Annotated in this window: 11 protein-coding genes; 5 read left to right on the top strand and 6 right to left on the bottom strand. The window is 65.7% G+C overall.

Going from position 1 to position 12,682, the window contains the following annotated elements; translation table 11 throughout:
* Positions 1 to 28: 28 nt before the first annotated feature.
* Complete coding sequence (locus VT84_RS12430) at positions 29 to 979, top strand: response regulator (RefSeq protein WP_082839755.1); 951 nt, start codon at positions 29 to 31, stop codon at positions 977 to 979.
* 99 nt (positions 980 to 1,078) lie between these two features.
* On the opposite strand, the gene VT84_RS12425 is transcribed toward VT84_RS12430, so the two are convergent.
* Entirely contained in the window at positions 1,079 to 2,686 is a 1,608-nt protein-coding gene (locus VT84_RS12425) for a hypothetical protein (RefSeq protein WP_082839754.1), read from the bottom strand.
* Positions 2,687 to 2,847: 161 nt separating this feature from the next.
* Here VT84_RS12425 and VT84_RS12420 point away from each other — a divergent pair, with 161 nt between their 5' ends.
* Complete coding sequence (locus VT84_RS12420) at positions 2,848 to 5,247, top strand: AAA family ATPase (RefSeq protein WP_082839753.1); 2,400 nt, start codon at positions 2,848 to 2,850, stop codon at positions 5,245 to 5,247.
* Positions 5,248 to 5,460: 213 nt separating this feature from the next.
* Positions 5,461 to 6,333, top strand: a complete 873-nt coding sequence (locus VT84_RS12415; protein ID WP_082839752.1) for a hypothetical protein — start codon at positions 5,461 to 5,463, stop codon at positions 6,331 to 6,333.
* Here VT84_RS12415 and VT84_RS12410 read toward each other — a convergent pair.
* Complete coding sequence (locus VT84_RS12410; RefSeq protein WP_082839751.1) at positions 6,302 to 7,192, bottom strand: transposase; 891 nt, start codon at positions 7,190 to 7,192, stop codon at positions 6,302 to 6,304. The genes VT84_RS12415 and VT84_RS12410 overlap by 32 nt on opposite strands.
* Positions 7,193 to 7,251: 59 nt before the next feature.
* On the opposite strand from VT84_RS12410, the gene VT84_RS12405 reads away from it, so the two are divergent.
* On the top strand, positions 7,252 to 8,076 hold the full coding sequence (locus tag VT84_RS12405) for an IS5 family transposase (RefSeq protein WP_082839750.1): 825 nt from the start codon (positions 7,252 to 7,254) through the stop codon (positions 8,074 to 8,076).
* Between the two features lie 30 nt (positions 8,077 to 8,106).
* Here VT84_RS12405 and VT84_RS12400 read toward each other — a convergent pair whose 3' ends face one another.
* Entirely contained in the window at positions 8,107 to 9,222 is a 1,116-nt protein-coding gene (locus tag VT84_RS12400; protein WP_082839749.1) for an ISAs1 family transposase, read from the bottom strand.
* A gap of 131 nt (positions 9,223 to 9,353) precedes the next feature.
* Positions 9,354 to 10,532, bottom strand: a complete 1,179-nt coding sequence (locus VT84_RS12395; protein WP_082839748.1) for a DUF418 domain-containing protein — start codon at positions 10,530 to 10,532, stop codon at positions 9,354 to 9,356.
* Between the two features lie 290 nt (positions 10,533 to 10,822).
* Here VT84_RS12395 and VT84_RS12390 point away from each other — a divergent pair, with 290 nt between their 5' ends.
* The gene (locus VT84_RS12390; protein WP_082839747.1) at positions 10,823 to 11,497 is read left to right on the top strand and encodes a heavy metal response regulator transcription factor; all 675 of its coding nucleotides are present in this window, start codon (positions 10,823 to 10,825) and stop codon (positions 11,495 to 11,497) included.
* Between the two features lie 7 nt (positions 11,498 to 11,504).
* On the opposite strand, the gene VT84_RS12385 is transcribed toward VT84_RS12390, so the two are convergent.
* Positions 11,505 to 12,059: a transposase gene (locus tag VT84_RS12385; RefSeq protein WP_082839376.1), complete on the bottom strand. Its 555-nt coding sequence runs from the start codon at positions 12,057 to 12,059 to the stop codon at positions 11,505 to 11,507.
* Between the two features lie 29 nt (positions 12,060 to 12,088).
* Positions 12,089 to 12,610: a helix-turn-helix domain-containing protein gene (locus tag VT84_RS12380; RefSeq protein WP_052554143.1), complete on the bottom strand. Its 522-nt coding sequence runs from the start codon at positions 12,608 to 12,610 to the stop codon at positions 12,089 to 12,091.
* Positions 12,611 to 12,682 lie beyond the last annotated feature (72 nt).

The raw sequence follows: 12,682 nt of genomic DNA, 5'->3' as shown, positions 1-12,682 counted from the left end.
CACTGAGATCCGAGATAGGAGACGGAATATGGTGTCGACACATTCGTCCACGGCACCCGACGCGGCCCCCGTCGAGGGCGCGGAGGCGCCGACCGTACTCGTAGTAGACGACTCGGCCATCGACCGCCGCGTCGCGGGGCGCCTGGTGGAGAAGGACTCGGGCCTGCGCGCGGTGTACGCGCCCGACGGGCTCGCGGCCCTGGAATCGATCGCTCAGTCGGCCCCCGCGGTGGTGCTCACGGACCTGCAAATGCCCGGGATGGACGGGTTGGAACTGGTGCGCACGGTCCGGGACCGGTTCCCCACGGTCCCGGTGATCCTGATGACGGGCAACGGGAGCGAGGAGATCGCGATCGAGGCCCTGCGCAGCGGCGCGGCGAGCTACGTACCCAAGCGCACCCTGGCCAAAGACCTCGCCGCGACCGTCGAGCAGGTGCTCAACGCGGCCCGCGGGGACCGGCGCCAGCAGCGGCTCCTGGGATCGTTCGCGTCGGTGGAGAGCCGGCTGGAGTTGGAGAACGACCCGTCGTTGGTGCCCGCGCTGGTGGCGTACCTTCAGGGCCAGGCGACCCAGATGGGTGCGTGCGGGGCGTCGGACCGGACCCGGGTCGGCGTCGCGCTCGAGGAGGCCCTGCTCAACGGCCTGTACCACGGGAACCTGGAACTCAGTTCGGACCTGCGCCAGGACGGGAGCGGGGAGTTCGAGCGCCGGGCCAAGGAGCGCCGGTACCTGGACCCGTACCGGGACCGGCGCCTGCACGTGACGGCCCGGATGCGCCCGGGCGAGGCCGTGTTCGTGATCCGGGACGAGGGGCCGGGGTTCGACCCGAGCACCCTCCCCGACCCCACCGACCCGGCCAACCTGGAGCGCGCCAGCGGTCGCGGGCTCCTGTTGATCCAGGCGTTCATGGACGCCGTGTCCCACAACACCACCGGGAACGAAATCACGCTCACCAAACGGGCCAGTAGCCCGGAATGAGCGCCGCGCGATCGTTCCGGATTCGGTCCAGGCGGCTACGCGGCGGTGGTGCGGTGTAACACGCGCTCCGGGTCCGGGCCACGCGCTCGGCACCAATTGTTATTTGATCGTAACCTCTCGGAGTGTGCCGGGGGTTTCCGAATTGATGACGCGAACGGTCCCTCGAAACTTGCCTTTGAGCCAGTAGCTCATGTCGTCATCGTTCAGTGCGGTTACCATCGGAAAGTTGTTCGGCGCGCGCCCACTGTAGCCGTTCAGCACCGGCACGTTCGCGCGCATCCCGACCCACATCCCGAACACTTCTCCGTAGGGGCCGACGCTCATCTTCCCCTGCGTGTCCACGAACCGCGGCTCCACGTACCCCACCTCCGCACCTCTCAGTCTTTCAGCGTTCCGCTCGACGATCGGGTAGAAGTCGCGCCGGTCGAAGCTGTCGGGTACGAACCCGGTCTGCTCCCACAACAGGAGCGCGAGCAGCGGAACCAGGAGCGCCGCGCGCCCCCACGAGCCCCTCATGCGGTCCAGCAGCATCGAGAGCCACAGGAGCGCGCCAATAGTGCCGAACAGGTACACCGTCACGTAAATGCGCGACACCACCCGAATCGCCCCCGCCCCCGGAACGTGACGGACCACGCGCCACAAGGATTCGCCCGTTTGGGACGTGGTGAACGTCAGCCCCACCCAAACGAGGGCCGTAATCACCCCGGCCAGCGCCGCGGGCCAGAAAACCGACCCCGCCCCGCGCCGGAAAAACGGGAGGTGAACGGTCGCCGCCAGCACCAACCCGTAGAGCGCGAACCCGGAGAACAGCAAGCACTCGAAGGGCGCCGGCGCGCGAACACGGTCCAGCGTCTCGTACCACCGGGAGCCTTGAGGGCCGGTGAGCCACGCTTCGGGCGTCGGGAAGAACCCGTGGCAGTCCTCGTACAACCGGGACGCGCCCTGGTTCACCTTGATGTACGGCACGAACAGCGCCGCCATCGCGAGCGCCCAGAACGCGAGCACGCCCAGCACCCGCCACTTGTTCTCGGCGACGCACCGCCACATGTTGCGCACGGACCCGGGCTGGAGGCACACGAGCACGGGAAGGAACACGGCCACCCCGACCGCGAGGAACCACCCCGTGTAGATGCACGCCAGGCACTGCAGGAACAGCGCCCCGAGCACCCGGTTGAACGCCTTCACGGACGGCTCGAGGACGAGCACAATCGCGTAGTACGCCGCGAACGGCATGTAGAACCGCGGGACCATTTGCGAGTGCTTGAGCTGGTCCACGTGGGCGGTCGCGAAGGCCCAAAGGAACGCCCCGGTGACGGCCACAACGTGTTGCATCCGGAGCCACCGGGCCACGAGCGCGAACGAAACGAAGTTCAGCGCACAACAGACGATCTGCCACCAGATGTACGCGAATTCGCGGTTCATCACGGTCCGCAGCGCCCAGTAGATCGGCGCCGATCCGAACAGGTTTTCGGAGTACGCGAGCGTCCCCGGTTCGGGGAAAAAGAACGGCGGCGTGACGAGCGTGCCGCAGTAGTTCGGTTCAGTAAGGGCGAGCCACGAGTTCTCGAGGAGCAGGTGGTTCAGCATCCCGTCGCCGCGCTCGGTCTGAATTCGCACGAACCCAGAATCAAACGTCGGGCGAAACGTGTGGTAGGTGCCGAACGCCAGGGCGCAGGCGTAGGCCAGCAGGATCGCAATGGTGCGCATGGAAACAGAGGTACGGCGCGGCCACTCAGTTGGACATTCCGCGGGGACCGGGTATGTTCGGGGAGTAGTTTTCGAGTGGTGCGTGGCCCACACTCGACAAAATCACACACCCAAACACGGGCGCGGTCCGATTATTCGGGCCACCCCAATCGACGGGAGAAATGGCCGAACAAGTCACCGGAGTGATCGAGCGCATTACGCACCACAACCCGGACACCGGGTACTGTGTGCTGCGGGTCGTCGCGCGCGGGCACCGCGACATCCTCACGGTCGTCGGGAGCGCCCAGCAGATCGTCGCGGGCGAGTACATCACCGCGACCGGGGCGTGGGTCACGGACCGCAACTACGGGCTCCAGTTCAAGGCGAGCGAGATCAAAACGAACCCGCCACACACCGTGGAAGGGATCGCGAAGTACCTCGGTTCCGGTCTCGTGAAGGGGATCGGCCCCGGCTACGCGAAGCGCATCGTGGAGGTGTTCGGCGAAAAGACACTCGACGTCATCGACAAGTCGCCCGAGTACCTGTCTCAAGTCAAGGGCATCGGCGCGAAGCTGATCGAGAAGATCCGGCGGAGCTGGGAAGAACAGCGCGAATCGCGGAAAATCATGGTCTTCCTCCAGTCACACGGCATCGGCACCGCGCGCGCCGTGCGCATTTACAAGACCTACGGCGACCAGGCGATCGAACTCATCAAAGCGAACCCGTACCGCATGAGCGCGGACATTTGGGGCGTCGGGTTCGACACCGCGGACAAACTCGCCGTCAGTTTGGGCATCCCACGCGACTCCCCGTTCCGCGCGCAAGCGGTGGTGCGCCATGTACTTCAGGAAGAAACCGGGAACGGGCACGTCGGCTACCCCGAAGAACTGCTCCGCGAACGCGCGGCCGAAATGACGGGGATTGAGCCGAACGGCATCATCGACGCGATCGAACAACTGCGCATCACGGACGAGATCGTGCGCGACAGTATCGGGAAGGCGACTGGGGGACGGTTACCTACCCCCCCGTCCCCCCTCCCTGAAGGGAAGGGAGAAAAGCAAAGACAACCTAACCCCCTAACCCCCTTCCCTAAGAAGGAAGGGAGAACAGAACCAAATACACAGGCAACCACACCCCAAGCGACGGTTTTAAGCCCCTCTCCCCTTGGGGGAGGGGTTGGGGAGGGGTTACAGACGGGGAGCACAACCGGCGGCGCGGGTTTCACCCTCGAAGACAACCTCATCTTCCTGAAGCCATTTTTCCTGGCAGAACTCGGTGTCGCGCGAGCCATCAAGGCGCTCGCGCAGGGGCCGCACCCGCTGCCCTCGGTGAACGTAGACGCTGCGGTCGCGTGGGTCGAGAAGAAAATGGGGATCGCGTTCGCGGCGAGTCAGCGCGCGGCGATCAAGGCCGCGGTCACGCACAAACTCATGGTGGTGACGGGCGGCCCCGGGACCGGGAAGACGACCATCGTGCGGGCCATCATCGAAATGTTCCTCGCGAAGTCGCTCCGCGTGCTGCTAACGGCCCCCACCGGGCGCGCGGCCAAGCGCCTCTACGAGTCCACCGGGCGCGAGGCCAAAACCATCCACCGATTGCTGGAGTTCAACCCGCAGCAGCGCCAGTTCACGCGCAACGCCGAAGACCCACTCGACGTCGACCTGCTCGTGGTCGACGAGACGTCGATGGTCGACATCGTGCTGATGAACAAGCTGCTCCAGGCCGTCCCGCCGTATGCGTGCGTGGTGCTCGTGGGGGACGTGGACCAGCTCCCGTCGGTCGGGGCCGGGGCCGTGCTGACGGATCTCATCGAATCGAAAGCGGTTCCCGTCGCCCGACTCACCGAGGTCCATCGCCAGGCCGAGAGCAGTTGGATCGTGCGCGCCGCGCACGCGATCAACCACGGTGTGGAACCCGAATCCGCCCCGCCGGGCGGCAACGGGGACTTCTACTTCATCGAAGCGAACGACCCGGACGCGATCACCGAGCGCGTCGTCCAGATGGTGCGAGACCGCATCCCGGCGAAGTTCAAGCTCGACCCGTTCCGCGACATCCAGGTGCTCTCGCCACAAGTGAAGACGCCCCTCGGGGTCGCGAATCTGAACCGAGAACTGCAAGCGGCACTAAATCCCGCGCGCCCGGGTGTTGCGGAAGTCAAGCGGTACGATTCGGTGTACCGCGAAGGCGACAAGGTGATGCAGGTTCAGAACAACTACGACCGCGAGGTGTTCAACGGCGATATCGGTCGCATTGAGAAGATCGACAATGACGATCAGATGCTGGTGGTGGACTTCGACGGGCGCCCGGTCGAGTACGAGTTCAATGAACTAGATGAGCTCCAGTTGTCGTTCGCGTGCACCATTCACAAGAGCCAGGGGAGCGAGTACCCGGCCGTCGTGATCCCGGTCCACACGCAGCACTTCGTGATGCTCCAGCGGAACCTGCTCTACACGGGCATCACGCGCGGGCGCAAGTTGGTCGCGCTCGTCGGGAGCCGCAAAGCGATGTGGATCGCGGTCAATACGGCCGACACCAAGCGGCGCTACTCGCTACTGAAATACCGCATCAAACCAGAAAACTAAAAAGTGAGACGGCCCGCAGAAACTTATTCCTGCGGTCCGTCTCACTTGAATCAGTTAATTTAGATCGGGATACGAGAGTCGAACTCGTCTCACAGCCTTGGGAAGGCTGTGAGTGTGCAATTTTCTAGGCATTTTCTCGTGACTGCGGACAAATTCCGCCCCGATAATGCCTCCGAATCTGTCCACAAAACTTGTCCGCAACTCGGGCCTGCCATGCCTCGGAAGTTCCTCACGTCCCCCACCTTCAACGGGCGTCACGCCCGTTGGAGAAAGCAGTACAAGGTTCTCTACACCGTGTATTGCTCCGAACTCGGCCTCCCGGAAAACCTCTGGACCGAACTCGGATCGTATCAGGCGGCGAACGAGTGGTGGGTCAAGAAACGGGGCGAGATCGGCGCAGGCGTTCGTCCAGTGCCCCCCGAAGTCGAGCGGGTCATCAAGACGCTCCGCACCAAGAAGGCGGTGCTGACGGCCGAGGGTAAGGGCGCCCACTTCGTCGAGTCGCAGATCGCCGACGCCTACGTTGAGCCGGAGCATGTCGAATCGACGCCCGACCCGCACACGGCGAAAATCCTCGGCCGACTCGACGAACTCGGGATCGAGACGGGCGAGCTTTACGCCCTCCCGAAGCCGGAACTCGACTACGCCCTCGGGGCCACGGAATATTGGGACGAGAAGCAGGTGCCCAAGAGTCTGGCGCAGGCCGAACGAACCATCGGCCACACTCTCGACAAGTGGGCGGAACTGATGCGGCAGCGGGTTACACCGACTACCTATTCCGTCGTCCAGAGCTACCTAAAAATCTTCCGGGACATCCGACACGGGGATCGGCTCGTCCTGGGCGGCGAGATGCTGATCGACGTGCTGACCAAGGCCAAAGTGGACGAAGCCTACCTCGCCTTCAAGTCGTGGGACAAGGAGGAGACGACCAAGCAGAAACAGTTCGTTTACTTCCGCTCCTTCGTCCGCCATCTCATCGAGCGACGGTTCATTCCCCCACTGGCTAATATCGACTCCAAGGCGTTTACCTGTCGTTTCCGTTATTCTCCAAGGCTCAGGCCGCGAGATCGAGCAGGCGTTCAGTGAGGTCGTGGATTTTCGCGCTGTCGGTCCCGACCGGCAAAACCGCCTCAATGTCGTTGGTCAACAACTCCCGTCGCCATGCACGACGTTTGTCCGCATGGCTCGGGCGACGCGGCTTGTGGTCCCACGGTGACGCACTCCGGTGGGCCACCAACTCCTCCGCCGACCGGTTCCAGGCCCACGCCTCGGTCATCGTGAACGTCCACAGGCACATGTGGAACGAACCCACACTTGCCCACAGGTGACACACCTGCTGCTGACCGGCGCCGACGATCTCCTTGCAATCTCGGAAGCACGTCTCCAGGCTGGACCGATCGGCCACTAACCCGAGGATGTCCGCCACCGTCGCACTCGGGTCGGTGCAGAAGAACGCGACCCACCCCTCGGACTCGTCTACCCGCACCACACGGATCACGCCGCCCGCCGGACGCCACGTCGCCTCAAACGTCTTGTACTTTTTCTGGGTCGCCTTCCCGTACAACTCGAACGTCCCGGTCGTCCATCCGCGCGTCTGCCCGGCCCGCTTCGCCAACGCGATCCGGCTCTCCCCATACTTCCGAGGGCGGCCACGTGCCCCCGTTCGGGCGATCGGAACGGTCCACAACGCTGCATCCTTCCGCAATCGGCTGACCACCACGACGCCCATGCCGATCAACGGCTTGAGGAACGCGCTCTTGGCGTACGCCCCGTCCGCCACCACCCACAACGGCGCGGCCACAAAATCCAGCCAACCTTTCGCCCATTTCATCAACTCGACGGCCAACTCCAACTCGGTCACGAACGTCGGTCGTTGGTTCCTGTCGATGGCCGGCAGATCCTTCTTTCGGACGTAGAGTCGGGCCAACAGAGGCAGGGCGACCATGCCCCACAGCGGGTGAGTGACTGTCCCATAAGGGGTGTTTGGGGTGGATAAAATGGTTCATGAGAACCCAATCCTACCCCAGCGATGTCAGCGACGAGCAATGGAGGCTAATCGAGCCTCACATCCCGGTCTATCCGGGCGGTCGGCCCCGCACGACCGCCCTGCGGGATGTCGTCGATGCCATCTTCTACGTCTTGCGGACCGGGTGCCAGTGGCGCTACTTGCCCAAGGACTTCCCGCCCAAGTCCACGGTCTGGCGGTACTTCGACGAGTGGCGCCACAACGGTACCCTCGACACCATACACGACCTACTCCGCACGAAGGTCCGCACCGCCGAGAAGCCGTACTCACCGCGGACCACCGCGAGCGTCGATAGCCAGTCCGTGGACACGACCTCCGGCGGCGAGGCGCGGGGCCGGGACAACGCCAAGAACGTGGACGGGCGCAAGCGGCACATCGTCGTGGATTCGATGGGATTGCTGCTGGCCGTGCTGGTGACGGCGGCGAGCGTGGACGACGCCCGGGCCGCCCAGAACCGGTTCCCCCGATTGCAGGGACAACCGGTTGGCAAGGTGGTGCGGATGTACGCGGACACCAAGTACCACAACTTCGCCCTGTATCAGTGGGTCGAGGACAACGCCCGGTGGGACCGGGTCGTCGTCCGCCGCCCCGAGGGATCGAACGGGTGGGTCAAGCGGCCGATCCGCTGGACCGTGGAGCGCACGTTCGCGTGGCTGGGCACATGCCGGCGGCTGACCAAGGATCGAGAAGAGAGCGTGATGTCAGCGGAGGCGTTCATCAAATTGGCCATGATCCACCTCATGCTCAACCGACTCGAGCCCAAACAGGCTGAGGCCGAATTCCAATATCGCTCAACCGCTTGAACCCACTTATGGGACCAGGGCGTGCGCACTTTATTGTGCCGTGATTCCTTGGATAACTTGCAATAGGTAGTTGTCGTCCCACCCGGCTTTCATGCGCCGGGTCTTGATGCTGCCCTTGGTCTTGGCACGCTTCAGGAGCGACACGGCCACGCGCCTCAACATCCCCAAGTTCGCGGCCGCGTGTCCCGTTCGGGCGCGGCTATCATCCTCTCGGAACGCCACATCCAATACCCGATGCAACCCGTTCTCGATGCCCCAGTGGTTGCGGATGTAACCCGCCAACTGCCCCGCACCCACCTTCAGACTGGTAATGTAATAATGCCCGGTGCCTTCGTTCTTCTGACCCTTCACCCGGCGCTCCCGGCACACCAGCGCCACCGCACTCACACCCGACCAACCGTCCGGTAAGCCCTCGGGGTCGTGAACCACGGTCACATACCGCTCCTCCGCGCGCCCGTGTCCCGCACCGACCTCGCCCGCCATGTCGCACCCGGCGAACTCGTCATCCCCGGCGCGGTCGAACACGTCGGCCACGGCGTCGTGCAACCCCTTCTGGTTCCCCTTCACGCACACCACGTACTCACCGCCCTGCTTGCGGATTTGCTCGATTGTCGCCTTCTGGCACCCGGCCGCGTCCAGTGTCACCACCGCGCCGTTGAGATCCAGGGCCCCCAGCAGGTCGGGCACCGTGGTGATCTCATGTCCGCCCTCGGGCACCGACCGCTGGCCCAGGATCAGGCGGCTCTCGGTCGCCCATGCGCTAACCAAGTGCAGGCACCCGGTGAACGTGTCCTGGGCCGACGCCCGCGCGCTCTTGCCATCGACCGCGATGTGGGTCAGCCCGGTCGAGTCGCACAGCTCCGACATCCAGCGCCCGAACCGGTCCGCGAACGCATCGGGATCGAGTTTGGCGAACACGCGCTCGAACGTGTCGTGGCTCGGAACCCCGTGGGGTAGCGCCTGGAACCGCCGAAAGAAGTCCTCCTTACTCTGGCCGTACTCGGCGATCTCCTCCCACCCGTCGGCCCCGGCGATCACCGCGCACGTGGCGATCACCAAGATGTCGGTGAGCTTGTGGAGCTTGTTGGCGGTTTCGATCCGAGGGTCGGGTACGTCCGCGAACACCGTGGTCAGTGCAAGGGGCATCGGGCATCCTCCGGATACCCTCGGTGTAGACGTAAACGCCTATATCGTCAGCAGTTCATAGTGCGCACGCCCTGCTTATGGGACAGTCACTCACTCCATTCAAGTCTGGGTTAGCCGGACGGTGCGCTGGTTCAGCAATCGGCTTGTAACGCGCCCGCTGCTGTTCGCGGGGCGAGCGTGGAAGGGCGGCTGAGGTCGAGCAACCGGTGCCAGCACCACTCGACCGGCCCGCTCTTGAAGAACCGGCCCCACAGGTTGGCCAACACCAACTGGCCGAGCACCACGGCGGCCGCCGTGGCCATCAGTTGGTCGCCCCCGGACCCCGCAGCCAGAGCGATCCCCGGGAGCGAGGCGAGCACCCACAGGCCCACGACGCTCTGCATAACGTAGAGCGACAGGGCGGTACGGCCGGCGGCGATGAACGGGGACAGGAGCCACCGGCCGACGGCGGTCTGCCACGCCAGGTTGACCGCCGCGATGTGCCCCACCGCGAGGGAGAGCCGGCCCACCTCGCCGAAGTCTCCCCCCGGCGACCCGGGCCCCGCGGTCGGCGGCGTCAGCCGAACCGCGCACCCGATGGCGTAGGCGACCACGGCGAGTGTCAGGTAGAAGGGCCGCGACCGTAGGCCCTGGAGGACCCCCCACTTGAACAGTGCGACGCCGACGAGCATGGTGCACAGCGACTCGAGGAGGACCGACCAGAAGCCGAAGCCGTCGAACGTCGCGAGCCACATCTCGACCGCCCGGTCCCGGGCTAGCGCACCGGCGACGCCCGAGTCGGGATTCGGGCCGACCGCGCCGCCGAAGCCCGGGACGGCCCCGACCACCGTGAGGGCCGCGAAGCTCAGGCCCAGGAGCAGGGCGGCGGCGGGCCTGACGAGGCGGAACGGGAAGAGGAAGAGGGCGGCCATCGCGTAGACGTGGACGATGTCGTACGCCCACCGGACCAGGAAGACGTGGACGAGCCCGATGCCGAGCAGCCACAGGTTGCGTCGGGAGTATTCGTCGGCCACCGCGACGGGGCCGGCCGGCCGGGCGGCCCGCGCCGTCAACAGGAGCATGCCCGCGCCGAACAACATTTGCAGCAGGCCGCGCTGCGTCCCGTCCACCAGCAGCCCGACGGCCCCGCCGGCGTGTTCGGAGCCGGGTGCCGTCACCTTCGCGCTTGTCTCCCCCGGCGGCTCCACCATGATCGGGAGGTTGATGAAGAAGATGCCCAAAATGGCGATGCCGCGGAGGGCATCCAGCACCTGCACGCGCGGCCGCTCGGTTCGTGAGCCGGTGCAAGCTTCGTCGACGTTCGTGCTCATGATTCGTCTCTTGTCGCTGGTCGGCGATGGTCCCGGTGGGACCGGCTCCCAGACCTGAACGGGAGCCAGGTGCGGGCGCCGGTTTTCGAAAGGTATTTGGTGCGGATGACGCGGACGTGACGCGGACGTGACGTTTCCGTAATCCGGATCGCCGGTCCCCAGGCAGGCCGACGTCCGGATCGCAGCCGCAGTGCCGTGCAACGACGGGGCTATCTATAATGGATGCCACTATTCGGAACGCCACCGGGCGGGTGGGGCTGTTGCAGTTCATTTTCTGGACGGGTGGGTGAATGAAGGTGCTCATCATCGAGGACGATACCCGGACCGCCGAATACCTCCGCAAGGGGCTCGGCGAGGCGGGATTCACGGTCGACATCGCGTCGCGGGGCGACGACGGGCTGCACCTGGCCGGGACCGGCGGGTACGACCTGGTCGTGCTCGACGTCCTGCTGCCGGGCCGCGACGGCTGGTCGGTCCTGGCCGGGTTGAGGGCGACCGGCCGGCAGACGCCGGTCCTGTTCCTGACCGCCGCGGACGCCGTCACGGACCGCGTCCGCGGGTTGGAACTGGGGGCCGACGACTACCTGGTCAAGCCGTTCGCCTTCTCCGAGTTCCTCGCCCGCGTGCGGTCGGTGCTCCGGCGCGGGGCGGCCCGGCAGAGCGACGTCCTGCGGGTCGCCGACCTGGAGGTCGACACGGTCCGCTTCGCGGCGAGCCGCGCGGGTTGCAAGCTCGACCTGACCCCGAAGGAGTTCAGCCTGATCGCCCTGCTGGCCCGGCGGGCGGGGGACGTGCTCTCGCGGACGGTCATCGCCGAGCAGGTGTGGGACATGAACTTCGACAGCGACTCCAACGTCGTCGATGTCCACGTCCGCCGCCTGCGGGCCAAGGTCGACGACCCGTACCCGACGAAGCTGATCCACACGGTGCGGGGGGTGGGGTATGTCCTCGAAGACCGCGGCTAGTGCAGGATCATGGCTGAGGTTTTGGCAATGTGGGGTGGAGCGTGCAGCCGTAGTAGTCGCACGCTCGTTGCCGTACCTCAGCGGCGGTAAGTTTCCGGTCGGGCTCGACGATGGCCCGCTTGCCGTGGACCCACTTGGGTTCGATCGGATTGAGCCACGGGGCCTTCACGGGAAGTCCGCACACCCGGATCCGGCACCCGGTCTTCGCTCGCCGGACCCGCCGGTTGTGGGCCTCGATCCACCGCCGCACGCGCCGGCTCACGTGCCACGCGGCGTTGTCCCACACCAGGGCCAACACCGCCTTCCCCTCGGTCGCCAGCACCTCGCACACCCACCCCAGGAACGCCTCGGTGGTGGCACTTACCGGGCGCCCGTCGCAGAACCGCAGCATCATCCCGCCCGTGTCGGCCCGCAGCACCCCATAGCACGCCACCGGCTCGGGCCCGCCGCCCTTCGGATCCCGGGCGTTGCCCCCGAGCCGGAGCGGGCCGGAGGTCGTCCAGGCGAACAGATCGGGCTGGGCCAGTCGCGTCCACCAGCACTCGTCTTGAAAGCCCAGCACCCAGTCCGAATGCTTCGCCGCCTCAGCGATCAGCCGGTCCCGACGCCTTTTTTCTTGACGTATTCGGGGTCCGGGCTGGTGATCCAGTGCTTGGCCCGCTTCCACCCGACCCCGAGACGCTTCAACGCCTGTCGGATCGGCTCGACCGACAGCACCCGGGGCGTCCATCCCTTCTGGTGGCACACCTCGGCCACCAACGCCAGGGTCCACAGGCTCGTCGGCTTGCCGAATTCTCGGGGCCGGCGGTGGAGTAGATCCTTGAGGTCCTCGTCCCGCCCCCGGTCCCATACCCGGCCGGGATCCTTGCGGGCATGCGACTTGGCGCCCAAGCATCCCAGGCCGTCGGTCTCGAACGCCCGGACGGCGTTGCGGACCGCTTGGGCGGTACACCCGACCACCCGCCCGACTTCGGCCGGCCCCATCCGCCCGGCACTCGCCAACAGGATCTGCGACCGGCGGACGGTGAACGCATCGGCCGACTTACGGCCTCGCTCCAACGCCCGCCGCTCGGCGGCCGTGAGCGTGCGGACGAATTTACGGGGCTTGTTCATCCCGACAACATACGACCCCGACCGGATTCGCAAACGGTCAGCAATTAGGCTGCACTAGGTGGTCGATGGGAC

The organism is Gemmata sp. SH-PL17 (genome assembly GCF_001610855.1).
GTDB classification, from domain to species: Bacteria; Planctomycetota; Planctomycetia; order Gemmatales; family Gemmataceae; genus Gemmata; species Gemmata massiliana.
This window is presented reverse-complemented; position numbering and strand designations above follow the sequence as displayed.

Bases quoted from the DNA above. Each gene is read 5' to 3' on its own strand.
- VT84_RS12430 (WP_082839755.1), top strand. From the start codon at position 29: ATGGTGTCGACACATTCGTCCACGGCACCCGACGCGGCCCCCGTCGAG.
- VT84_RS12425 (WP_082839754.1), bottom strand. From the start codon at position 2,686: ATGCGCACCATTGCGATCCTGCTGGCCTACGCCTGCGCCCTGGCGTTC.
- VT84_RS12420 (WP_082839753.1), top strand. From the start codon at position 2,848: ATGGCCGAACAAGTCACCGGAGTGATCGAGCGCATTACGCACCACAAC.
- VT84_RS12415 (WP_082839752.1), top strand. From the start codon at position 5,461: ATGCCTCGGAAGTTCCTCACGTCCCCCACCTTCAACGGGCGTCACGCC.
- VT84_RS12410 (WP_082839751.1), bottom strand. From the start codon at position 7,192: ATGGTCGCCCTGCCTCTGTTGGCCCGACTCTACGTCCGAAAGAAGGAT.
- VT84_RS12405 (WP_082839750.1), top strand. From the start codon at position 7,252: ATGAGAACCCAATCCTACCCCAGCGATGTCAGCGACGAGCAATGGAGG.
- VT84_RS12400 (WP_082839749.1), bottom strand. From the start codon at position 9,222: ATGCCCCTTGCACTGACCACGGTGTTCGCGGACGTACCCGACCCTCGG.
- VT84_RS12395 (WP_082839748.1), bottom strand. From the start codon at position 10,532: ATGAGCACGAACGTCGACGAAGCTTGCACCGGCTCACGAACCGAGCGG.
- VT84_RS12390 (WP_082839747.1), top strand. From the start codon at position 10,823: ATGAAGGTGCTCATCATCGAGGACGATACCCGGACCGCCGAATACCTC.
- VT84_RS12380 (WP_052554143.1), bottom strand. From the start codon at position 12,610: ATGAACAAGCCCCGTAAATTCGTCCGCACGCTCACGGCCGCCGAGCGG.